This is a genomic window from Streptomyces odonnellii, from assembly GCF_000981895.1.
Lineage (GTDB): Bacteria > Actinomycetota > Actinomycetes > Streptomycetales > Streptomycetaceae > Streptomyces > Streptomyces odonnellii.
Genome location: NZ_LATD01000263.1, coordinates 1 through 22499, shown reverse-complemented (window position 1 = coordinate 22499; position 22499 = coordinate 1). Strand labels below are relative to the sequence as shown.

General features: G+C 68.3%; 18 protein-coding genes, 1 tRNA gene and 4 pseudogenes. 14 read left to right on the top strand and 9 right to left on the bottom strand.

Features of this window, described 5'->3' with window-relative positions; translation table 11 throughout:
• Positions 1-313 precede the first annotated feature (313 nt).
• The gene (locus WH07_RS37980) at positions 314-1000 is read right to left on the bottom strand and encodes an ATP-binding protein (RefSeq protein ID WP_408645911.1); all 687 of its coding nucleotides are present in this window, start codon (positions 998-1000) and stop codon (positions 314-316) included.
• Between the two features lie 207 nt (positions 1001-1207).
• Positions 1208-2008 carry a glycerophosphodiester phosphodiesterase gene (locus WH07_RS23455; protein WP_046503464.1) on the bottom strand — a complete coding sequence of 267 codons (801 nt, stop codon included), beginning with the start codon at positions 2006-2008 and terminating at the stop codon, positions 1208-1210.
• Positions 2009-2442: 434 nt separating this feature from the next.
• Between WH07_RS23455 and WH07_RS23450 the strand changes: the two genes are divergently transcribed.
• On the top strand, positions 2443-4026 hold the full coding sequence (locus WH07_RS23450) for a S1C family serine protease (protein ID WP_046503461.1): 1584 nt from the start codon (positions 2443-2445) through the stop codon (positions 4024-4026).
• A 153-nt stretch (positions 4027-4179) separates the two neighbouring features.
• On the opposite strand, the gene WH07_RS23445 is transcribed toward WH07_RS23450, so the two are convergent.
• Together WH07_RS23445 and WH07_RS23440 are read right to left on the bottom strand one after the other, a co-directional pair.
• A complete protein-coding gene (locus WH07_RS23445) occupies positions 4180-4608 on the bottom strand; it encodes an SH3 domain-containing protein (RefSeq protein ID WP_157877422.1) in 429 nt (142 codons plus the stop codon).
• A gap of 319 nt (positions 4609-4927) precedes the next feature.
• On the bottom strand, positions 4928-5527 hold the full coding sequence (locus WH07_RS23440) for a GNAT family N-acetyltransferase (RefSeq protein ID WP_332836369.1): 600 nt from the start codon (positions 5525-5527) through the stop codon (positions 4928-4930).
• Positions 5528-6000: 473 nt separating this feature from the next.
• On the opposite strand from WH07_RS23440, the gene WH07_RS23435 reads away from it, so the two are divergent.
• The 3 genes and pseudogenes from WH07_RS23435 to WH07_RS23420 all read left to right on the top strand — a co-directional run.
• A tRNA-Ser gene (locus WH07_RS23435) sits at positions 6001-6087 on the top strand.
• 1398 nt (positions 6088-7485) lie between these two features.
• Positions 7486-8247, top strand: a pseudogene (locus WH07_RS23425) (GntR family transcriptional regulator).
• Positions 8244-8867, top strand: a pseudogene (locus tag WH07_RS23420) (YdcF family protein); the annotation flags it as partial. The pseudogenes WH07_RS23425 and WH07_RS23420, both read left to right, overlap by 4 nt.
• A 674-nt stretch (positions 8868-9541) precedes the next feature.
• Here WH07_RS23420 and WH07_RS39925 read toward each other — a convergent pair.
• Positions 9542-10006: a spore-associated protein A gene (locus WH07_RS39925; RefSeq protein WP_157877421.1), complete on the bottom strand. Its 465-nt coding sequence runs from the start codon at positions 10004-10006 to the stop codon at positions 9542-9544.
• A gap of 493 nt (positions 10007-10499) precedes the next feature.
• On the opposite strand from WH07_RS39925, the gene WH07_RS42220 reads away from it, so the two are divergent.
• Positions 10500-10760: a UTRA domain-containing protein gene (locus tag WH07_RS42220; RefSeq protein WP_107073649.1), complete on the top strand. Its 261-nt coding sequence runs from the start codon at positions 10500-10502 to the stop codon at positions 10758-10760.
• A gap of 38 nt (positions 10761-10798) precedes the next feature.
• The gene (locus tag WH07_RS23415) at positions 10799-11344 is read left to right on the top strand and encodes a GNAT family N-acetyltransferase (protein WP_046503479.1); all 546 of its coding nucleotides are present in this window, start codon (positions 10799-10801) and stop codon (positions 11342-11344) included.
• Here WH07_RS23415 and WH07_RS37970 read toward each other — a convergent pair.
• Entirely contained in the window at positions 11304-11552 is a 249-nt protein-coding gene (locus WH07_RS37970) for a BBE domain-containing protein (RefSeq protein ID WP_232789029.1), read from the bottom strand. The two genes, WH07_RS23415 and WH07_RS37970, sit on opposite strands and share 41 nt — an antisense overlap.
• Positions 11553-11981: 429 nt before the next feature.
• On the opposite strand from WH07_RS37970, the gene WH07_RS41795 reads away from it, so the two are divergent.
• A complete protein-coding gene (locus WH07_RS41795) occupies positions 11982-12116 on the top strand; it encodes a hypothetical protein (RefSeq protein ID WP_269801384.1) in 135 nt (44 codons plus the stop codon).
• Between the two features lie 145 nt (positions 12117-12261).
• On the opposite strand, the gene WH07_RS23410 is transcribed toward WH07_RS41795, so the two are convergent.
• Together WH07_RS23410 and WH07_RS23405 are read right to left on the bottom strand one after the other, a co-directional pair.
• The gene (locus WH07_RS23410) at positions 12262-13461 is read right to left on the bottom strand and encodes a macrolide family glycosyltransferase (RefSeq protein ID WP_046503456.1); all 1200 of its coding nucleotides are present in this window, start codon (positions 13459-13461) and stop codon (positions 12262-12264) included.
• Complete coding sequence (locus WH07_RS23405) at positions 13458-14480, bottom strand: MDR family NADP-dependent oxidoreductase (RefSeq protein ID WP_046503453.1); 1023 nt, start codon at positions 14478-14480, stop codon at positions 13458-13460. The genes WH07_RS23410 and WH07_RS23405 overlap by 4 nt, the downstream gene beginning before the upstream one ends.
• A gap of 196 nt (positions 14481-14676) precedes the next feature.
• Between WH07_RS23405 and WH07_RS23400 the strand changes: the two are divergent.
• From WH07_RS23400 to WH07_RS23375, 6 genes and pseudogenes are all read left to right on the top strand, one after another.
• A pseudogene (locus WH07_RS23400) lies at positions 14677-15381 on the top strand (citramalate synthase); the annotation flags it as partial.
• Positions 15382-15383: 2 nt separating this feature from the next.
• Positions 15384-16184, top strand: a pseudogene (locus WH07_RS23395) (beta-ketoacyl-[acyl-carrier-protein] synthase family protein); the annotation flags it as partial.
• A complete protein-coding gene (locus WH07_RS23390; protein WP_046503450.1) occupies positions 16181-17401 on the top strand; it encodes a ketosynthase chain-length factor in 1221 nt (406 codons plus the stop codon). The pseudogene WH07_RS23395 and the gene WH07_RS23390, both read left to right, overlap by 4 nt.
• Before the next feature lie 241 nt (positions 17402-17642).
• The gene (locus WH07_RS23385; protein WP_046503445.1) at positions 17643-17909 is read left to right on the top strand and encodes an acyl carrier protein; all 267 of its coding nucleotides are present in this window, start codon (positions 17643-17645) and stop codon (positions 17907-17909) included.
• A 115-nt stretch (positions 17910-18024) separates the two neighbouring features.
• Positions 18025-19854, top strand: a complete 1830-nt coding sequence (locus tag WH07_RS37965) for an acyltransferase domain-containing protein (RefSeq protein WP_079023484.1) — start codon at positions 18025-18027, stop codon at positions 19852-19854.
• A gap of 324 nt (positions 19855-20178) precedes the next feature.
• Positions 20179-20820, top strand: a complete 642-nt coding sequence (locus WH07_RS23375) for a hypothetical protein (RefSeq protein ID WP_232789028.1) — start codon at positions 20179-20181, stop codon at positions 20818-20820.
• Positions 20821-20880: 60 nt separating this feature from the next.
• On the opposite strand, the gene WH07_RS23370 is transcribed toward WH07_RS23375, so the two are convergent.
• Complete coding sequence (locus tag WH07_RS23370) at positions 20881-22143, bottom strand: MFS transporter (RefSeq protein WP_046503439.1); 1263 nt, start codon at positions 22141-22143, stop codon at positions 20881-20883.
• Between the two features lie 149 nt (positions 22144-22292).
• Here WH07_RS23370 and WH07_RS23365 point away from each other — a divergent pair.
• A partial coding sequence (locus WH07_RS23365) for a pyridoxamine 5'-phosphate oxidase family protein (RefSeq protein WP_046503467.1) occupies positions 22293-22499 on the top strand: 207 nt, incomplete at its 3' end.

Here is a 22499-nt window from a genome sequence, read left to right as displayed (position 1 = left end):
GCCGTGGTGGCCGTCGTCTGGGGGCGCTTCTTGGGCATGGTGTGGCTTTCTCCCGTTAGCGGCGGTGCGATGTCGGCGCGAGCCTAGCCGTACGGGCAGGGCGGGGGGCGCTATGCGACGCGCGGGAGGGTCGGCACGGGGCGCGGCGGCGGGCATGTCGTGCGCCGGCGGTGGGCACGTCCGTCGTGTGTGCGGGGGTGGTACGGGGCGGTACGGGTCGGTGCGGCGGGTGTACGAATCAGTGCTGCGGGCGTACATACGCGTAGGAGGGTACAGAACGGGGCTTTGCCACAGGCGGGCGGGCGCGCGGCGCTCAGGTCGCCTCGTCGAACGGGTCCGCGAAGGCGAGCCGGTCCAGACGGCTGAGGCTCTCCAGCCCGTCGAGGCCGTCGAGTCCGTCCAGTTCGTCCAACTCGTCGATCGCGTCCAGCTCGGCGTATGTACCGGCCGCGCTTCTGCCGGGCGCCGATGTCGTACCCGTACCTGGTCCCGTAACCGATCCCGCCCCTGCCCCCGTGCCCGGCCCTGGGCCTGTGACGCGCGTAGCGAAATCGTCGTGACGACGTATCGCGGAGACGATCACCCACACGGTGACTTCACCGCACTCGCTGTCCCGTACGCCCCACTCCTGGGCGAGCGCCGAGATGATGTTGAGTCCGCGGCCGCCGCGGGCCGTCACCGAGGGCGTCGCGGGTATGGGCCGTGTCGGGCCACCGCCGTCCGTCACCTCGACTATCAGCCGCCCCGCCTTGTCGACGCGCCAGGCCGCGCGGATGTCACCGTCGCCGATCTGCTCGCGCCCCAGCGGTCTGCCGTGTCGGCAGGCATTGCTGACCAGTTCGGAAAGGATCAGTACGGCATCGTCGACCACCGCGTCCGACACCCCGCTGCGGCTGAGCTGCTCCCGCATCCGGTGCCGCGCTTCCCCCACGCCCGCAGGGCCATGGGGAACGGCCATGCTCGACGACGTGGGCACCTCTTGTGCCACCACAAACGCCACCCCCGAGACCTCCTTTGCCCCACGCCACCGTTTGGATGCCCGATCGGCCTGGACCGGAAACCGGCCAGGAGGGGCCCTTTGACGCACTCATGACGACCGGATACGGACCGAATGCGCCGGTGCACTCCCTGTCATCGCTCGTTTGATGACGATTCGTAACGCTTTGCCGGGCCATGCGTACGGGAATGAGCCGCGCGGGCGGCGATATCAGGAAAGGCGGCCCAACTGGGACAGCACCTGTTTGGGGCGATTGGTGATGATCGCTTCGACTCCGAGACGTACACAGAGATCGACGTCTTCCGGCTCATTCACCGTCCAGACATGGACACGGTGGCCCGCTCTGTGCAGCCGCGCGATGTAGCCGGGGTGATTGCGGACGATCCGCATTCCGGGGCCCGCGATCCGGGCGCCGGCGGGGAGCCGCCCGTCGCGCAGCCGGGGTGTGACGAACTGCATCAGATAGACGGTCGGCAGCCGGGGCGCGCCGTACGCGATCCGGTGCAGCGAGCGCGCCGAGAAGCTCATGATCCGTACGGCCGATTCGCCCGGTTCCGGATCGTTGAGGCCGAACCGGCCCAGCAGGTGGAGCAGCCGTTCCTCCACCTGTCCGGCCCAGCGGGTGGGGTGTTTGGTCTCGATGGCGAGCTGGATGGGGCGGCTCGCGTCCGCGACCAGTTCGAGCAGCCGCTCCAGCGTCAGTACGGAGGTGAACTCGCGGTCGCGCCAGTCCGGGCTCTCCTCGCTGTCCTTCCACGAGCCGAAGTCGAGCGTCGCGAGGTCGGCCAGCTCCAGGGCGGAGACGGCTCCGCGGCCGTTGGAGGTGCGGTTCACGCGGCGGTCGTGGACACAGACGAGATGGCCGTCGGCCGTGAGCCGTACATCGCATTCCAGGGCGTCGGCGCCGTCCTCGATGGCCTTCGTGTACGCGGCCAGGGTGTGCTCCGGCGCGTCCTCCGAGGCCCCTCGGTGGGCGACGACCTGGATGCTGTGCTGTCGTGCTTGAGTCACCGCGTCATGGTGTCATCGAGGCGGGGTAGGCAGGCGAGTAGGCAGGTGAACGGACGGGGTTCTGCGGCTGATCGGATCACGATGCAATCGTTTTGTATGAACTGTCCGAAGTAAAGGATGGTGGGCTGGACACACAGCTCCTGCTTACAGTGGTCTGACGTGCTGTGGGAAAAGCTGACCGCAGATACATGCGCGGTTGACTTGCGCGATCGACCGACGTGCGCCGGCGACGTGCGCCACGAGCGCGGACGTGTGCGATCGACGAGCCCGACCGTTGTGCGCGACTGACGTGCGTGACCGACGCGCACGGCTGACGTGCGCGACTGATGTGCACGGCCGACGTGCACAAACGCGGAAACTCGCAGGGCGGGAATCCGCGGGACGCTTGCCGAAGACTGATGTTGATGCTGATGCGGAACCGAGGAGAACGAGCTGTGAGCACTGAGAACGAGGGCACTGCGGCCGACGCCGCCCCGTCCGTACCTCCCGTGCCGGATGCCGCTCCCCGGGCCACGCCCGCGCCGGCGCATTCGGCACAGGCGGACGAGCAGCCGCACGGGAACAGGCAGCAGGCGCGGGGGGACGGGCAGCAGGTGCAGGCTCACGGGAGCGGGCAGCCGGTTGTCGAGTCCGCTTCCGGTCCGGCCTCCGAGCCGGGTTCCGGCTCCGGTGCTGCCTCGGGGTCCGCTTCTGGTGCCGGTCCTGCCTCCGGGTCCGGGTCCAGTTCCGGTCCTGCCTCCGGGCACGCGGCGGCCGACTCCGGCTGGCCGCCTCCCCCGCCCGTACTCCCCTCGTACGGGAGCGGCGGCTCGTACGGCGGTGGCGGCTCGTACGGAGACGGTGGCGACGGTCCGCAGTGGGGCGACCCGGTTCCCGGCGACGGGTCCAAGCCGCCGCGCAGGCGCCAGGGCGGACTGATCACCGCTGTGCTCGCGGCCGCGCTGGTCGCGGGTGGTATCGGCGGCGGAGTCGGCTACTGGGCGGCGGAGCGCAACGACGACGGTGGCAGCGGTTCGACGACGGTCGCCGCGGCGGACGCCCCGAAGGACATCAAGCGCGAGTCCGGCACGGTCGCGGCGGTGGCCGCGAAGTCGCTGCCCAGCGTGGTCACCATCGAGGCGCAGGGCGGGAACGGCGAGGGCGGTACGGGCACCGGCTTCGTCTACGACAAGGAAGGCCACATCCTCACCAACAACCATGTGGTGGCGTCCGCGGCCAACGGCGGTGACCTGACCGCAACGTTCTCGAACGGCGACAAGTACGACGCCGAGGTCGTCGGCCGGGCCCAGGGCTACGACGTGGCGGTGGTGAAGCTGAAGAAGGCCCCCGCCGGCCTGACGCCACTGCCGCTCGCCAACTCGGACCAGGTGGCGGTGGGCGATTCGACGATCGCGATCGGCGCGCCCTTCGGCCTCTCCAACACGGTGACGACGGGCATCATCAGTGCCAAGAACCGCCCGGTGGCCTCGGGTGACGGTTCCGGGGCGAGCAATTCGTACATGAGCGCCCTCCAGACCGACGCCTCCATCAACCCGGGCAACTCCGGCGGTCCGCTGCTGGACGCCCGCGGCGCGGTCATCGGCATCAACTCGGCCATCCAGTCGGCGGGCAGCGGCGGCCTGGGCCAGTCCCAGGCGGGCTCCATCGGCCTCGGCTTCGCCATCCCGATCAACCAGGCGAAGAACGTCGCCGAGCAGCTCATCGAGACGGGCCAGCCGGTTTACCCCCTGATCGGCGCCACGGTGACGATGGCCGAGGGCGGCGAGGGCGCCACCATCTCCCCCCAGGGCGAGGGCGGCACCCCGGCGATCACCCCGAACGGCCCGGCCGCGAAGGCCGGCCTCAAGGCGGGCGACGTCATCACCAAGTTCAACGACACCCCGATCGACAGCGGCCCCACCCTGATCGGCCAGATCTGGACCCACAAGCCGGGCGACAAGGTGACTCTCACCTATAAGCGCGACGGCAAGGAATCCACGGTTCAGGTAACCCTGGGCGAACGCAAGGGCGAGAACTGACGGTCCTACTTGTAGCAATTCCTGCTTGTAGAAAGTCGGAAGGCGCAGCTTCCGTAAGTCAGAAGACGCGGATTTCGCAAGTCAGAAGGCGCGGCTCCGAATGGGGGCCGCGCCTTCAGCAGACCGCTATGCGGTCGGGCCGTTTGCGGTTGCTCAATGATGGCAGTTCGGCAGATCGTCCAGATCGTTGGGGGCCACCCTCACGTACTGCGCGGTGAGATACCCCGTTTTATATCCCTGACCCGGGGCGATCTTGTACCAGAACTGGTTTCCGCCCGCGTAGTTCGGGATCGTGTAGGTCGTCCCCGATTCCCAGCACGCAAGCCGGATGATCTTGTTGCGGGGGACCGTACCCAGGACGGCAGACTCCTGGTCGGGCCGCTGCCGAATGTCGAGCGGGCTCCGGCTGGTCACCACCTTGCCGTACTGCGGTCCGACTGCCGCAAACTCGTGCGAATCCGCATCATTGCCGTCGGCGGGCGTGGACGCGGTGGCCGTCGTGGCCGCCAGGACCCCGCACCCGGCGAGCGCCAGGGCGGCGAGCGCCGCAGCGGCCCGGTTCTTGATGGGCGGTCTGCTCATTTTCTTCTCCTTCATTCGTGTGGACCCAGTGGCCCCCTTTCCTTTTATGGCACATCCGAATTACCGGTCGCTAGATGCAATGCGTGGGCTCACTCCTACGAGGAGAGGAAACCTTCTGGCTCGTCGGTTAGTCGTCTAGTCCTCAGAATTCCATGAAGAAAAGCCTATGAGCTGCTGGCGTGCGGATTTTTGGATTGGTAAAAAGAAGAGAAAAAGCCGAGTCCCGCTCACTTCATCAGAAGTAAGCGGGACTCGGCTGCCCGGCCTGCCGGAGCGACGGCGGCGCGCCCCATGACCAGACGATCCGCTACGGCTGAGGTCAGAGGTCCCAGGCCCTGGGGCGTGTCAACGCCTCCCACTCCGGGCGGAGCAATGACAGGACCGCGAGGTCGTGGCGGCGTCCCCGGTGCAGACACGCGGAGCGCCGTACCCCTTCCTGGAGAAAGCCTGACTTCGCCAGGGTGGCGAGCGCGGCTCTGTTGTCGGAGTGGGTGATCGCCTGCAAGCGATGCATGGGCAGTTCACCAAAGGTCAGATCGACGAGAGCGTCGACGGCGTCCGTGCCGTACCCCTTACCCCGGTACTCAGGGGCCAGCATCAGATGGATGTCCGCCGTACCGTCGGCGATGTCCTGATCGGCGAGGGCGATATGGCCGATCGGAGTGCTGTCGGGGAGCAGAACGACGAAGTCGTCGCGGTCCTGGTTGTCGACATAGCGCTCAATGCGCTCGCGAAGCCCGGACAGGGGCCGCGGCCAGATACCGATCTCATGAGCGGCCACGGGGTCGGACCGCCACCGGTGCATCAACTCGGCGTCATCGACGTCAAGAGGAGCAAGACCGACAGTCCTCCCCCGCCAGCACGGCTCCCGACCCACTTCGGCCGCCATCTCTTCCTCGCGCACCGCATTCTCAGCCACGGGCCGGATGCTACGGGCCCGCGGCGCCCGCCACGACGCATTTTCATCGCACCGCAGGGGCAAGACAGTTGCACCACGCGGCGCGGCCGGCGAACTCTCCGGCCGATTGAACGTGGTCGCGCATGGGCACGATGCCGCAGTGGCCGAACTGGCCAGGACGAACGTCAGCGCCCTCCAACTGCCCGCGCCGGACCCGGGCGGCAAGTACGCCTTCCTCAACGGCCCCAGGAGCTGACCAGAGGCCCCGAAACGCAACCACGCATCCGCTCGCCGCTCCGCCGATCCCCCCCACGTACCGCAACGAAAGCCACAGCCAAAGGAGGGACCTGGCCGGGAGCACGCCGTGGGCAGGTCACGGTGCGAGTTCGACGCGTACGTTGTGTCGCAGGCAGACGACCGAGAGGTCGGTGCGGCGCGGCGAGATCCGGCAGCCGGTAGGCTGTAGGCGCTCCGTTGCTGGTGGGCGGGGCGTGGGTGGGTTGCCCGAGTGGCCTAAGGGAACGGTCTTGAAAACCGTCGTGGCAGCAATGTCACCGTGGGTTCAAATCCCACACCCACCGCACAGATCAGAGAAGATGCAGGTCAGAAGGCGCGATCCCACTGGGAGTCGCGCCTTCCGTGTCCAACCTGTCCCACCCCGGACCGCGTGAATCCTGGTCTGAATCAGTCCGTGTGGGCCATGTGTGGGCCAGGATCACTCCTCCTTCCCTGCTCAGCCCCTCATCGATGAGCTGGTTGGCTCGCGCCTGCTGCCCTTGCAAGATCTTGGCGTAGAACCGGAAGAGCACGGCGATGCTGTGCCCTGCCCGTCGTGCGACCTCCACCGGGTCGACCCCGGCGCTGATCCATGGAGAGACGTCGGCGTGCCGCAACGAGTACGGCACGGCTGCGAGCGGGGAAGCCGCTTCGGCCGCCGCCCGGGCTGCCTCCCACACGGCGGAATACTCCGTCGAAGGGACGCGTCCTCCGCGAGCGGCCCAGAACACCCGCCCATCAGCCGCGGTCCCGTACGCACTCAGGTGCTCCCGGAGCATGGCCGTCACAACAGGAGCTATCGGCACGGATCGTGTTGCCTTGCGAGCCCGCCGCTTCAATCCCCTCTGCTCGAATGATTCTCCGTCGTCTGTCCGGCCCGACCCCACTTCGGGGCGACTTCCGCCCAGCGTGAGTTCACCCCATCCAGCGGCAGGAAGACGACAGTTTGCTTCGCGCAGGTCCGCAATCTCGGACGGGCGCATGGCCGCGTAGTAGAGGCAGCCAAAGAACGGAGCCAGGTGTTCGCCGCGGTGCCTCTGCTCGCGAACTGCGGCGACGAGCGCCGCCACCTGCTTGGGACCCGGGACATAACGAAAGTCGACCTCATCGTCCTTTTCGGGCGCAGACCAATCGACCCGGGCTAGAGGATTGGCCTTCAGAATGCCCCGCTCCACCGCGTAGCGCAGAGCGTTGCTTAGGACCATGCGCTTTCGGTGGGCGGTGTTGTCCGCGGCCGGTTGCCCGTTGAGCTTGAGGGATAGCGCCGGTCACTGTGGTTTCTGGTGGTGGAGCAGGGCTTTACCGACCTGCCGTTGCCGCGGCCAGCCGGTCTCGAGCCCAATCGGGTACGTCATGTCTCTGCCTGACGCAAGCAGGCTAGCTCACAACGGGTGGCGCCCCGGGCGGAGCGTTCTCCAGAGCCGCAGTGCGGAACGTGCCACGCCGATGCGTGACACCGCTGTCGGCGACCGTCGCCCGGGCCGCCACGGGGCTGCGGGCTCTCACCGCGCCTCAGTTCACTGTTGAGTTCTCAACCCACGAGCGCTTCCTTTCACCCCGTCTCACGGGGGCGTCCAGGCGCATCCGAGCAGCCCAAAGAAGGGCCAATCGCTTCCGCTGTCCTAGGACTGCGGTGCGCTGAGAAGACAATGACCCGCAGTCCTAGGACTGTGCTTGACCGATCTGGTCGAAAGGGGACATGCATGGCGCCGAAGTGGCGGGAACTCGCGGACCGCTTGGCTGAGCAGATCCATACCGGTGATCTAGCCCCTGGCCTCGGGCGAGGGATCGAAGTCGACCGTGCACATGGCGTACAAGGCCCTAGAAGCGGAGGGGCTGGTTACGTCGTCCCGCGGGCACGGCACCGTTGTCCGGCAGCAGGCGCCACTGAAACGGCTTGGACTCGCTCGGTAGGACAAGGCGAAGTGGCGGGACGGTGACGAGGTGGCGTTCATCGCCGACTGTGTCGCATCCGGACGCAGCTACCGCCGAAACGACCAGACCCAGACCGTGAGCCTGGTTGAAGCCACTCCGCTGGTCGCCGCTGCGCTTGGGCTTCCAGCTGGCGCTCAGGTCTAGCGAGGGCCCGGCTCGTCAAGGAAGGAGACCAGCCCACTCATACCCCGACCAGCTACTACCGTCCCGAGCATGTGGAGGGCACGCGCATCGTCGATCCAGTGCCCGGGTCCGCCGGCAAGGGCGGCGGCTTTGGTGTCCTGTACGACGCCGGATACGAGATCGACCACATGCGGGAGGAACTCTTCGCCCGCGCACCATCAGCCGAGGAGGCGAAGCAGCTCCAGCTCGCACCCGGTGAATGGGTCATGGATCTGCATCGGACGACCTGGACCGCTGACGGTACGGTCGTGGAGTTCGCCATTGGTGTCCACGCCGCAACACGCTTTGCGTGGGCCTGCGACTTCCAGGTGCCGGACTCGGCGCAGGGGGAAAGCGCGGAGACATGATCTCGGAACGCACCTGGGCAGACGTAGAGCCCCTGTGGGAGTACCAGCAGATGGGCCACGAGCCACGTCCGTGCTCGGTAGCCATCGGGCTGGGCAGCCACGACATTCGCGTGGCCGACACCACGGTGGACCTGTCACCGCGGCATGATGCCGCTGATCGTGTTCACCGGGGCGACCAGCCGGACCACACGCGACCGCATGCCGCAGGGCGAGGCGGAACACTACCGTCAGCGCGCACTGGAACGGGGTGTGCTGGCCAACGCGATCCTCGTTGAACCGCAGGCCCGTAACACGGGAGAGAACATCGAGTTCTCGCGAGCTCTGCTCGTAGAGCAGGACGTTGACGTGAAGTCTGTCCTGCTGTCCTGCTCGTGAGTAAGCCCTACGAGGAACGCCGGGCGTACGCCATGGCCTGCAAGCTCTGGCCTGGCGTCGAATGGATGTGCGCATCGACGCCGATGACGCTGTCCGAGTACATCGACTCCATCGGGGACGAGCGTCTGGTGGTCGACATGCTGGTCGGCGCACAGCAAAGACTTATGGTCTACCCGAGGCAAGGCCTTATGACGAGCCAAGGTGTCCCCCCCCCAGAGGTTGCTGAGTCGTTCGAGCGCCTGCGTAGGGATATACAAGTCGCCTGATTCCCGACGAGATTCTTAGGCAATTGGGATGGACGCCGCCCATCACGCTGCGCCCGATGCGGAGCTTGTCCCAGCGTGCTGAATTTTCGATCAGAGCCGTTCGGTCCCCCTAATCACCAAGGGCAGCTCGTCTCTCCGCGCGCGACCCGGCCTCATAGGGCCTGCGCTCCAGTCTCTGCCAGGCTCCAGTCCGATCGGCGCCCGCGCCGCACTCATATCCGTAACCCAATTTGAATTTGGATCTGCATTCAATGATTTCGCCAAGGTGATCGAGCTGTGTGGTGCCAGTGCCATGCAACTGGCCTCGTGGGGAGCGCGCGCTTTCGATGAAAATCTGGCCCTAACAGTGGGGCGAAGTCTTCCTAGAGTAGCAATCTGCCGACACACTGCGTTCGCTCCGGCGAAGCAGCCGCGCGGTCAAGGATCGCAGTACATTTCTGCTCTTCCTCGGCGAGGCGCATGCTGTAGCTGGACGGCCACCTGACGCGACGGCTCCACCTGCATATGCAGGTGGAGCCGTCGCGTTTTCTGAGCTTTGATACCCTGCTGAATTCCTTGCTGGCTGCTGGCGACCGGCGCGGTGTCCCAAAGCGGCGCGGCTATCTTGAATTCGTCCCGCCTGTTTGCCCTGCCTCAGAGGTCTCTGTCGGGCTTCAGCCGCAATGCACGTTCTTTGCTACGACTGATGCCTCGACCGTATCAGCGGGGTTGCGGACGACTCCGCTGACCGTTATGCATTGGCCAGGTGCAGATATAGTCACTGGGCCCGCGTACGAAGAAAAGTTCCCACTGTCGAGGTCGGACTTTCCGTCGCTGCTCCGCGCCAGGGCGACCCAAGTTATGGAGGGTGTGCCGGCGTAACCGGCGCTCGTCTTTACGTTGACGGCACAGTTCAAGCCCGTGGATGAATCGTAGTACAGGTGAATGGTCCCCCAAGTGGCTCCGCCGGAGGTTTTGACTGCGTAGGTGTCAATTTCCGAGCCAGCACAGCCGTATGCTCCAGCGGGGGCTGCACTGGCACCTGGCGCCACAGCGACAGTGAAGCCTCCGATAGAGACTGCTGCTGCGATTGTTGCGATGACTCTCTTTTTTGTTGAATTCATGATTTCCTCTTTCATCTAGACTGTAGATTGAAAATAATATTGGCACTCAAAAAAGTGGACGGCAATAGGACAATGGGGAAGGAAAGGTCATTCGTGATTCCATGCGGGTGATATGGATCACGGATGGATATGTTTGAGCTCCTTTCGAAGTCTTTTTATGCGGTTTGGTGTGAAGTGAAAAGAGTGTTCAGATCGGCTGCATTTGACCCTCTGGTGGAGCCCCGCGCGCGATTTGCCGAAGGGGTAGTCACTGGAGGCCTCGTGAGAAGCTTGGTCGCCTTACGTGCCTAACGACGCTGGCTAGTCGAACCTCGGTGGGCCATGGGAGCCGTGCCCTCTGCGCTCGCCCTGTCTCACCCCGGGCGCCTGGATCCCAGTGCTGACCGATGCGTGTGGGCCACCTGCGGCTTGGATCGGCCCTGCTCCTCTGCCCGGAGTCCCTGCTCGACGAGGCTATTGGCCGCTGATCCGAGAACCATGACCGGCGTGTCTCGGCGGGTGTTGATGTGTGGGTGCAGGACATTCAAGAGCAGGGGCGCACACCGACCTGGAAGCGGGTGATTTGGTTCTTGTCCGTCGTCGGCTGCGTTTCGTGGGCGGACAGCCCTGGTCGACCGAGGACTCGTACTGTCCGGACGACCTCGTAAAGAACACGCTTGTCGCGGAGCCCGCCGATATTCCGGAAGGTGTGATTGCCTACATGGCGTCCATGGGGTACGCCCGCGGAGAGCGGGTCCGTTCGAGTCGCGGTGACCGCAATGCCCACTGATCGCAATGTCCTTCGCTATGAGTTGGGAGCGCGTCCAAATGGGTGAACGAATTACCATCCGGCCCGCAGCGTCCAGCGATGCGGACGTGATCGCCTCGATGTGGAGCGAGGCGTCCAGAGTGCTGGCGCAGAAGGGAATCGATCAGTGGCAATACCCCGCCAATGCCAAGAAAATCTCGCGTGACATTGAGCGCGGTACCGCCTACATCGTTCATGACTTCGGCGTAAATCTGGGCACGATCACGGTGGATGAATCTGCTAACCCGAAATTCTGGACCCCTGAAGATGCGCCCACCGATGCCCTGTACGCCCATCGGGTCATCGTTCTCCCGTTTGCCAAGGGGCGGTCCGTTGGCGCGTCAATGCTCGATTGGGCCTCACAAAAGGCCAGGAAAGCGGGAAAGTCGTGGCTCCGGGTGGACGCATGGAAGACCAATGCGCAGCTGGGCAGCTACTACCAGCGGCAGGGGTTCACACACGTCCGCACGGTGGATCTTCCGAATCGCCGATCGGGCGCCCTCTACCAGAGGCCGGCGGGGGTAGTCACCGGCACGGGCCCGGGGTACGTAAGCGATGACGTATGACGCGAGCGGGACCCCGCTCTCGGAGGCCGGTGGCTAGGACGCGTGAGGATTCCTGTGGGCCATCCACATACGCAACAACGTCGGCGTTGACGCAGGTCAGAAGGGGTGTCCTCCGGTGGAAGGCACCCCTTCGGGAGTCGTACTTCGCCTTGATCTTGCGCAGGCGGTCGAAGTTGCCGTCCCAGTACGCGGTTTCCCAGTCCTGCATTCCGATGTTCGGGACGTTGACGTAGGCGGACGTAGGCGCCGTGTACGAAGGGGCGTAGTGCCTGGCTGAACTCGGTGATCCAGGCCTGGGCCCCTGGCGTCAGTTCGTCGCCGCTGCCCGAGACGCCGCGGGGGGGGGGTGCCCCTATGGGTTTCGTCAACCCGTGGGGCTTGGTTGTGGGTCGTAGAAGGTGCCGTCGCGGAGCATCGCGAAGAGCACGTCGGCTCGTCGTCTCGCGAGGCAGAGGAGGGTGTCTTGGACGGGGGCCAGCGGCCCCGGAGGAACGGGAAGTTCTGGCCCCACCCTCCGAACGGGCGGCCGACCGTTCACCGGGCCCCTGACGGCCTCTTCTCGCTGGCTGCGCTTGTGCGCGGGCCACTTTCCAGCCCGGCACTCGAACGCTTGGCGGAGCCACTTCTCACCGTTGCGGTGGGGCCAGAACAACCCGTCGCAGACATCTCCCGGGAGCAGTACGAGACGGCGTTCCGCGACGCGGGCTTCGCCCTCGAGTACGTGCCCGGCATCCAGAACGGCCGGGGACTGTTCCTCGCCGTCGCCGCCTGACGCCACCTGCCTGACGCCACCCGCCCGGCCCGCCCGGGGGAAGCACACGACAGAGGCCGGCCGCCCGCGGAATCCCGTGTGGCGGCCGGCCTTCGCGCATATCCCCCCGTGCGCCGGGCTCAGCCATCGGACTCAGTCGTTGGGCTCAGCCATCGGACCTCAGCTGTCCGGCCCGGCCATGGCGCTCCAGATGCGCGAGCATCTCGTCCGCGGCCCGGGCCGCGCCCCCCGCGTCCCGCACATGCTTGCGCATCCGCCCGACACCGTCCCGTACCTCCTGGTCCGCGTCCACCGCCGTCACGGTGTCCCGGATCAGCGACGCCGTCACCTCGTCCCGGGACAGCACGGCCCCGAGACTCAGCGAGGTGATCTGATGGGCGAGCTGATCGGTCTCACCGACCTGCGGTACGACCACCATCGGCACTCCCGCGTACAGCGACTGCATGACCGTGCCCCAGCCGCCGTGGCAGACGAACACCTTGGTGTGCGCCAGCACCCCTTGCAGCGGTAGCCAGTCGTGCACCTCGACATGCCCGGGAACCGGGCCGAGCGCCGCCCGGTCCACCCCCGGTCCCGTGATGAGCACGGTGTGCCAGGGCATTCCGGCGAACGCCTCGACACAGGTCCGGAAGAACTCCGGCTGCGCGTTGAAGCTCGTACCGAGCGAGATCAGCACGACCGGACGGCCGCTCGCCGGCGGCTCCCAGCGGGCCCGGAGATCCCGCTCCCGCAGACACGGCCCGACAAACGCGAACCGCTCGTCGAACGTCTCCTGCTGGTACTGGAACTCCCGGGGTACGGACACCACACCGAGCGTGGCGGGATCGTCCACCAGCTCGTCGAACGACACATCGCCCACTCCGTGCAGCGCACCGAACTCCCGCAGCTCCCGCTCGATCCGGTCGTACGCCTCCGCGCCGACCGCCTCCCGGGGAATGCTCCGGTTCGTCGGGGACACCGAGTAGAACTTCACGCCCGGCCGTCCCCACTTGCGGGTCAGGATCCCGCCGAGGAACTGTACGGAGATGTCGTACGCGAGGAGATCGGGCAGGTCGTCGCCGAAGTACGACTCGATGACCGGTGCCGTCGCGACGCCCTCACGGACATTGCCCAGCAGCACCCGCGCCAGCCAGTCCTCCGCGCCCGCGGGCACGATCTTCTGCGGGTCGATCGAGGAGGTGTACGGCAGGACCGTCGCCCCGGTGGAGGCGATCAGCTCCGCGTACTCGGCGGTCGCCGCGTAGGTGACCCGGTGCCCCCTGCGGACCAGTTCCTCCACCACACCGAGGGTGGGCGTGAGGTGACCGGTCGCCGGGATGTTGAAGAAGGCGATGTGCCGGCTCACGAGAACTTCACGACGAGGTTGCCGGTGTACTTGCCAGCGAGCAGGTCGATGAGCGCCTGCGGTGCGGCTTCGAGACCGCCTTCCACCACGGACTGCGGCAGCACGAACCGCTCCTCCTTCAGCCACGTCGCGAAGTTCGAGTTCCACGCCCAGATCTGCTCGGGCGTGTGGTACGTCGCGAAGGGGCGGATGGAGATCTGCTTGACGATCGACGTCATGATGTCCAGCCGCGGGAACGCGCCGATGGAGTCGCCGACCTGACCCGACAGCGCGCCGCACAGCGCGAACCGCGCGCCCGCGGAGGCGGCCTGGACGGCGGCCTCGAACTGCTCGCCGCCCACCGTGTCGAAGAAGACGTCGATGCCGTCCGGGGCCAGCTCGCGAAGCCGGTCCAGCACCGGTCCCTCGTGGTAGTCGAACGCCGCGTCGTAACCCAGCTCGTTCACCAGGTACTCGACCTTGGCCTTGCTGCCCGCCGCGCCGATGACCCGCTTGGCGCCGCGGGCCTTGGCGATCTGCCCGGCCAGCGAGCCCACACCGCCGGCCGCGCCCGAGACGAACACCGTGTCGCCCTCGCCGACCTCCACGATGTCGACCATGCCGTGATAGGCGGTCGGGCCCTGGGTCAGGTAGTAGAGGGGGCTGGGGAAGGCGTCCGGGTCCAGCTTGAAGTAGTCACCGGCCGGGCCGGTGGAGTACTCCTTGAAGCCGTCCATGCCCTCGACGATGTCGCCGGGAGCCAGATCGGGGTTGTTGGACGCGACCACGACGCCGACGGCCGCACCCCACATCGGGGCGCCGATCTGGTAGCCCGGCATCGGCAGGCTCGGTTCCGGCTTCATCAGGTCCTGCATCACCGCGGCCAGTTGCAGATACTGGTAGCGGACAAGGACCTCGCCCTCTCCGGGCTCGGCCACCGCGGCCTCGGCCAGCTCGAAGTTCGCGAGAGTCAGCGCGCCGTCCGGGTGGGAGGCCAGACGCACTTCCTTGGCCTTCGCGGGAATCTCTTCGGTGGTCATGGTGCCTTCCTGGTCGCGAACAACTATCCGAAGGACATCGTTCCGGGGTGTGCTCGAATCCCGCTTGAATCCGCGCGGCATGTCGCACACCGCGCGCCCGCCCCGCACCGGCCTCTCCAGCGCCTCTCAAGACGCGCTCATGCCGCCGGCAGAACTCTCGGCACCACAGAGGGTGACAGCGGAGGAGAGCGGGACGATGGGCGAACGGGGTTTCCAGCTCTACGACACGACCCTGCGCGACGGAAGCCAGCAGGAGGGCATGGTGCTGACGGTCGACGACAAACTCGCCGTAGCCCGCCACCTGGACTCCCTCGGGATCGGTTTCATCGAGGGCGGCTGGCCCGGAGCCGTACCGAGGGACACCGAGTTCTTCCGGCGCGCCCGGACCGAACTCGACCTCAAGCACGCAGTGCTGACGGCTTTCGGCGCCACCCGCAGGCCCGGCGCGCTGGTCTCGGCCGACCCGCAGGTGCGGGCGCTGACGGAGGCCGGTACGGCGGTGGTGACCCTGGTCGCCAAGAGCCACACCGGGCATGTGACCCGGGCCCTGCGCACCACGCTCGCCGAGAATCTCGCGATGATCGGCAGCACCGTACGCCACCTCGTGCACGGCGGCCGTCGGGTGTTCCTCGACGCCGAGCACTACTTCGACGGCTTCCGTCTCAATCGCGCGTACGCCCTGGAAGTGGTGCTGACCGCCGCCGAGGCAGGTGCCGAGACGGTCGTGCTGTGCGACACGAACGGCGGGTGCCTGCCCGACGAGGTCGCGGCCGTCGTCGCCGACACCGTCGCCGCCACCGGAGCGGCGATCGGCATCCACTGCCACGACGACACCGGCTGCGCCGTCGCCGGCACCATGGCGGCGGTCGACGCGGGCGCCACCCATGTGCAGGGGACCGCGCGGGCGCGGAAGGCCCGGCCGCCGTCGTCTCCACCGGCTGCACCTCCGGACTCGACTCGCTCGGCCACGCCGTGGACCTCATCCGCGAGGGCACCGCCGATGTGATGATCGCGGGCGCCACCGAAGCCCCGATCTCACCCATCACCTCGGCCTGCTTCGACGCCATCCACGCGACCACCCCGCGCAACGACACCCCGGAGAGCTCCTGCCGGCCCTTCGACCGGACCCGTAACGGCCTGGTCCTGGGCGAGGGCGCGGCCGTGCTCGTACTGGAGGAACTGGAGAGCGCCCGGCGCCGCGGGGCGCACATCTACGCCGAGATCGCGGGCTTCGCGTCCCGCTGCAACGCGTACCACATGACCGGACTCAAGCCCGAGGGCGTGGAGATGGCCGCGGCCATCGACGCCGCACTCGACGAGGCCCGGCTCGCCCCCGACACCATCGGCTACATCAACGCCCATGGCTCGGGCACCAAGATGAACGACCGCCATGAGACGGGCGCCTTCAAGCGCAGCCTCGGCGACCACGCGTACCGCACGCCGATCAGCTCCATCAAGTCCATGGTCGGCCACTCGCTCGGCGCGATCGGCTCCCTGGAGATCGCCGCCTGCGCCCTGGCGATGGAGCACGGGATGCTGCCGCCCACCGCCAATCTGCACGATCCCGACCCCGAACTCGACCTCGACTACATCCCGTTGACCGCCCGCGAGAAGCGGGCCGACGTGGTCCTCAGCGTGGGCAGCGGCTTCGGGGGTTTCCAGAGCGCCATGGTCCTGGCCCGACCCGAGAGGAACACCGTATGAGCACGGCCGCCGTGGTGACCGGACTGGGTATCACCGCGCCCAACGGTCTGGGGACCGAGGACTTCTGGAAGGCCACCCTGGCCGGTGAGTCCGGGATCGGCCCCGTCACCCGCTTCGACGCTACGCAGTACCCGTCGCGGATCGCCGGGGAGGTGCCCGGCTTCGTCGCCGAGGACCATATCTCCAGCCGGCTGATGCCCCAGACCGACCATATGACCAGGCTGGCCCTGACCGCCGCGGGCTGGGCCCTCCAGGACGCCGGGATCGACCCCGCCGAGCACGCCGAGTACGGCATCGGCGTGGTCACCTCCGCGTCCGGCGGCGCCGTCGAGTTCGGCCAGCGGGAGCTGGAGAACCTCTGGAGCAAGGGGAAGGAGTACGTCAGCGCGTACCAGTCCTTCGCCTGGTTCTACGCGGTCAACACCGGCCAGATCTCCATCCGGCACAAGCTGCGCGGCCCCAGCAATGTGCTGCTCACCGAGCAGGCGGGCGGCATCGACGCGCTCGGCCAGGCCCGCCGGTGCGTCCGCAAGGGCACCCCCGTCATGGTCTCCGGCGGCGTCGACGCGGCCATCTGCCCCTGGGGCTGGGTCCCGCAGATCGCCTACGGTCTCATGAGCACCGTCAACGATCCCGAGCGGGCCTATCTGCCGTTCGCCGCGGACGCGAGCGGCTACGTACCGGGCGAGGGCGGTGCCATCCTCGTCGTGGAGGACGCGGCGGCGGCCCGCGGCCGGGGCGCCGCCCGGATCTACGGCGAGATCGCCGGATACGCGGCGACCCTCGACCCGGCCCCCGGCGGTGCCCGCCCGCCCGCGCTGGGCAGGGCGATCGCGAACGCCGTGGCCGACGCCGGGCTGGTCCCGGCCGACATCGACGTCGTCTTCGCCGACGCGTCCGGGGTGCCTGCGCTGGACCGCGCCGAGGCCGCGGCACTGGCCGAGGTCTTCGGACCGGGCGCCGTGCCGGTCACCGCGCCCAAGGCCGGTACGGGACGCCTGCTGGCGGGCGGCGCGGCCCTGGACACGGCGACGGCCCTGCTGTCGCTGCGCGACGGAGTCATCCCGCCCACCGCGCAGGTCGCCGCGGCCGACCCGGAGCACCGGATCGACCTGGTCACGGGCGACGCCCGGGAGGCGCCGCTGCGCAACGCGCTGGTCGTGGCGCGCGGCCACGGCGGTTTCAACGCGGCACTGGTCGTACGGCGCGCGGCCTGACGGCGTCGGCCGTACGAGCCCGGTGTCCGGCGCCGGGCGGGCATCCGGGAAGTCCGCCGTACCGGCGGTGCTTCGGGTTCGTCCGGCCGCCCGGCCACGAGTCCGTCGTACGGCACCGCGTCCGTACCGGCCGGCCCCGCACCCTTACCACCGGCCCGCGCATCCGTACCCGGCCCGCGCATCCGCACCACCCGCACACCATCCGGTCCACCGACGCTCCACCGAGAGGACAGCACCGATCATGACCACACAGATCACCGTCACGCTGGCCGACCTGACCCGCATGCTCCGTGAGAGCGCGGGCGAGGAGGAGGGCGTCGATCTGGACGGCGACGTCCTGAACACCACCTTCATAGACCTCGGTTACGACTCCCTCGCACTGCTCCAGGTCATAGGCCTGATACAGCGCGAGTACGGCATCACCATCCCGGACGACGCCGTGGCCGACGCCGAGACCCCCGGCGCGCTCCTCGCCCTTGTCAACGCCTCGGGCGCCACGACGGACTGAGCCAGGCCGCCCGCGGCCGTCCCGTCTTCCGCTCCGTCCCGTCCGGGCGGGGCGGCCGTGACCCAATCCCTGACCGGGCCATGCCGCATGGAGAGCGGCCAACGAGGAGGGAACCATGTCGCTCACAGGACACAGCGCGGTGGTCCACCGGCTGGTCGTCGCCGCTCCGGACCCCGGCACGCCCGACTCCCCGCCGGCCGCGCTGTCCACCGCCGTCTCGGCCGTGCTGGACGCCTTCGGCCGCACGGGGCGGCTGCCCGTACGAACAGTCGTCTACGTCGGCGCCCCGGCCACCGATCACGCACTCCCCGCCGGGCACGAGTCGCTCCCGGTCCGCACCACGCCCACCGAAGGACGCGCCCTGCGCCTCGCCCACCGCGAACTCCTCGACGGCACCGCCGATCTCGCGTTCGTCGCGGGCTTCGGCAGCCCCGACCCCGGCAAGGTCACGGTGTACGCCGTCAAACGCGCGGCCGAGGCGGTCGCCGACGGCGACGCGGTACACGGCGTACTGCACCTCACCGACAGCGGCACCGACATCCGTACCGACAGCGACAGCGACATCGGCACCGGCGAAACCGGTACTGGCGACCGTGGCACCGACGGGCACGCTCCCGGCGATCACGACACGCCCCCGGCGATACACCCCCTGTGCCACGGCCGCGACACGGCCTGCCCCGGCCGGCACCGCCTGCTGCTCTGGTCGGGCCGTGACGAGGACGACGAGGCCCGGGTCCGCGCCGAACTGCTTCCGCTGCTCGCCGACGAACACACCGAGGCGTTTCCGTACCTCCCCACCCCGCGGCCCAACGGCGCCGGTCCCGCCACCGGCCCCGGTCCCGTACGCGCGGCAGTCGTCACCGACGCCCGGCAGGCGGCGGCCGGCGTCGCGTCCGCGAAGACGGTGACCGCCCGCGCCCCCCGTCCGGTGGCACTGCTCTTCCCAGGCCAGGGCTCCCAGCACGCCGCCATGGCCGCCGGCCTCTACCGGCGGGAACCGGTGTTCACCGCGGCCGTCGACGCGGCCCTGTCCCACATGGGCCAGGACGGGCCGCGGATCCGGGAGGACTGGCTCACCACCGGCACTCCGCACATCGGGATCGACGACGTACGCCGGGCGCAGCCGCTGCTGTTCGCGGTGGACTACGCGCTCGGCCGTATGGTCCTCGGCTGGGGCGTACGTCCGGTGGCGCTGCTCGGCCACAGCGCGGGCGAACTCGTCGCCGCGACCCTCGCCGGCGTCATGTCGCTGGCCGACGCGGCCGGGATGGTGATGGCCCGCGTACGGGAAGCGGTCAAGATCCCGCCGGGCGGCATGCTCGCGGTGGGGGCGAGCGCGGCACGCGTACGCCCGTACCTCGACCACGACGTCGCGCTCGCCGCCGTGAACGCCAACCAGCAGGTGATGCTGGCCGGTTCGGTGCCCGCGCTGGCCGAGGTCAGGGCGAGGCTCACGGCGGACCACATCACCGTGGTGACCGTGCCCGCTACCAGTCCGTTCCACTCACCGGCCATGGCACCCGCCTCCGACGCCCTGGAGAAGGAGTACGGCGCGGTCCCGTTCCGTGAGCCGGCGCTGCCCCTCTATTCCGGCTACACCGGCACGCTCATGAGCGCCGAGGACGCCCGCAGCCCCCGCTTCTGGGCCCGGCAGGTCACGGACACCGTCCACTTCCTGCCCGCCCTGGACGAACTGCTCGCCGCCGAGGACGTGTTGCTGGTCGAGGCGGGCCCGCGCCAGACCCTCACCGCCTTCGCCCGCCGCCACCGCGCGGTCCGCCTTCGCGCGAGCGCGGCCCTGCCCCTGCTCCCGGCGAAGCCCGGCCCGGCGGAGACGGACCGCCGCTCGGTGCTGAACGCGGCGGCCGGCCTCTGGACGGAAGGCCACGACCTGAACGCGCAGGCGCTGTCGCGTCTCTGGACCTGGACCGGCACGACCGACTGACCTGCATCACCGACCGATACGTAGAGTAAGAATATTTCGGGACATTCACAGCATTGAGGACGTGAATAGCCGTATATGTGTTGAGTATGTCGCGACCCTTCTGCTACTGAGAGTCAGCTACGGTGACGTCTGCCGCGTCGGCCGACGCCGACGCATGTCTGGCCTTTCAGCTATTCAGAAGGAGTGAGTGTGAAGGCTCGCTTTGGCGTGAGTCGGGCAAAGACGCTTGCGGTAGCAGCGCTGGCCGCGATCGTCGCCTCGACCGTCCCGGGATCGGCGTCCGCTGTCGCGGACGGAAACCGGTCGCGCTCAGAACACTGGGGCGTGATCACTCGCAACACAATCGGCTCTCCCGTCGCCGCCCTGAGGGACGGCCCGTACGGCTCGTTCGGCGTCACGGGCCCCTCCTCCAGGCCGCCCTACGGACAGGGCAGCCTGGGAATCGAGGTGGCGGACGACTCCACCTCGCTGAATCCTCCGAGTGAGAAGGTCGACTTCGGCAACGAGGTCGACTTCTTCGGTGATTCCGTGCTGGCCCTGAAGCAGGTCGGGTTCCGTGTCTTCCAGACCAACGAGAACGTCGGCTACGGCGGCGCCGAGAACATGCCGAACATCAGGTTCGAGATCGACCCGAACCTGAGCGCGCTCCCGGCCGACAACTACTCCACGATGGTCTGGGTACCGGACGCGGCCCCGGTCACGAACCGCTGGAGCCCGTTCATCGACGCCACCACGACCGGCTACTGGTACCTCACGGGCAACGAGACCTCGTGCACCCAGGCCGCCGAGTGCACCTTCCAGGAGCTCAAGGCCTCGCTCAACGACGGCGGCGCGAAGCCGACCATCTACACCGCCGCGGTCGGCAAGGGCCGCGACTTCATGTGGATCGGCGCCGTCGACGGTCTCCGCATCAACCGCGAGATCTACGACTTCGAGCCCGACGGCGTCAGAACGCGCAGAGCCTGACACGGCCGCAGTTCGACGTAGGCGCTGGTCAGTAGGGGTGTCGCAGATCGTGCGGCACCCCTATCGCGTTCCCGGCGCCGCCGCCCCGCGGTCGGCGTCAAGCTTGTTCCGGGGCGCGTTCCCGCGGCGTGGAAGCAGCAGAGGGGTGGCCAGGAGGAGGACTCCGGCGAGCGCGATCGCGATGCGCGGGCCGGTGACGGCGGCCAGCAGCCCCCACAAGGCGGTCAGGGCGGCGATGGCGGCGCTGCTGCTGATCGACCAGGCGGACAGGGTGCGGGCGACCCGGTCGGGGGCGGTGTGGTCGAGCCGGTAGGTGGCCAGCACCGGGTTGAACAGGCCGGAGCAGGTCACCAGCCCGAGCTGGACGACGATGACGAGGACGATCCCGGGGATGCCGGGCTGTACGAATGCCAGTCCGAGAGGCCAGCACGCACGCAGGGCCCCGGCGGTGAGCATCACCTTGTGGCGTCCGAATCGCGCCGCGAGCGGATGTGCGAGGCGTGATCCGATGAGGCCGCCGACACATGGCGCCGCGAACACCAGACCGTACTGCCAGGGTGCGAACCCGAGGCCGTCCAGCAGGAGTACGGCGAGCAGCGGCTCGGAGGCCATGATCAGGCCGTTGACCGTGATCGCGTTGAAGAACAGCGGGCGCAGCGTCGGGTCGGCGAGGATATGGCGCCAGCCTTCGAGTAGATCGCCTGCCCGCAGCCGCGGTGCCCCGGTGGTGCGGGCCGGGGGCGGTTCCGTACCGCCGATGGCGCGGATGCCCAGCGCCGAGAGCAGATGGCTGACGGCGTTGGCCACCACGGTCGTCACCGGACCGAACAGCCCGATCGCGGCCCCGCCGAGCGGTGGTCCGAGCATGGTCGAGGTCCATGTCGTGGCTTCGAACCGGCCGTTCGCGACGAGCAGGTCCCGCGGCGGGACGAGCGCCTTCAGATACGTGCCGTTGGCCGCCTTGAAGGCGATGTCGGCCGAGGCCACCACGACGGAGACGACCAGGAGCTGGGCGAAGCTGAGCCGGCCGAGCGCGAACGCGGCGGGGACACTCATCAGCGCCGCGAACCGGATCAGGTCCGTCGCGATCATGACCGGCCGCTTACGGCGGAACTCCACCCAGGGACCGAGCGGCACCGCGACCAGGGCTCCCACCGCCCGCCCCGTGGCGGCCAGCGCCGCGACCTGGGCCGGTCCGCAGTGCAGCACGAGGACCGCGATCAGCGGAAACGCGCCGAACCCGAGCGACGTACCGTACGCGCTGACCGCGAACGCCGCCCACAGCCATCCGAACGGCCGCCCCAGTGCCCGCCTGCCCGTCATCCCCAAGACGCCCCTCCCCGATCCGTACAGCCGCACGCCGATCCGTATATCCGCACGCCGACCACCGGCATCAAAGCGAGTCGGGGACGGCGGGATCAAACGACCGGGTCGGGGACGGGGTCGGGGCTGTCCGGGGATACGGTGCGTTTGTGGAGCTTGGTTCCGGGGAAGCCCGGGCGCGGTTCGGGGCGGGGTCGGTGGCCCGGCTGGGGACCGCCGATGCCCGTGGGGTGCCGCATGTGGTGCCGGTGACGTTCGTGGTGAGCGGGGACATGGTGTTCTTCGCGGTCGATCACAAGCCCAAGCGGACCTGGGACCTCCGGCGGCTGAGGAACGTACGGGAGAACCCGCGGGTG

Coding starts and splice junctions, on each gene's coding strand:
- WH07_RS23445 (WP_157877422.1), bottom strand. CDS start 4,608: ATGAGCAGACCGCCCATCAAGAACCGGGCCGCTGCGGCGCTCGCCGCC.
- WH07_RS39925 (WP_157877421.1), bottom strand. CDS start 10,006: ATGAAAGAGGAAATCATGAATTCAACAAAAAAGAGAGTCATCGCAACA.
- WH07_RS23415 (WP_046503479.1), top strand. CDS start 10,799: ATGGGTGAACGAATTACCATCCGGCCCGCAGCGTCCAGCGATGCGGAC.
- WH07_RS37970 (WP_232789029.1), bottom strand. CDS start 11,552: ATGCAGGACTGGGAAACCGCGTACTGGGACGGCAACTTCGACCGCCTG.
- WH07_RS23405 (WP_046503453.1), bottom strand. CDS start 14,480: ATGACCACCGAAGAGATTCCCGCGAAGGCCAAGGAAGTGCGTCTGGCC.
- WH07_RS23390 (WP_046503450.1), top strand. CDS start 16,181: ATGAGCACGGCCGCCGTGGTGACCGGACTGGGTATCACCGCGCCCAAC.
- WH07_RS23385 (WP_046503445.1), top strand. CDS start 17,643: ATGACCACACAGATCACCGTCACGCTGGCCGACCTGACCCGCATGCTC.
- WH07_RS37965 (WP_079023484.1), top strand. CDS start 18,025: ATGTCGCTCACAGGACACAGCGCGGTGGTCCACCGGCTGGTCGTCGCC.
- WH07_RS23370 (WP_046503439.1), bottom strand. CDS start 22,143: ATGACGGGCAGGCGGGCACTGGGGCGGCCGTTCGGATGGCTGTGGGCG.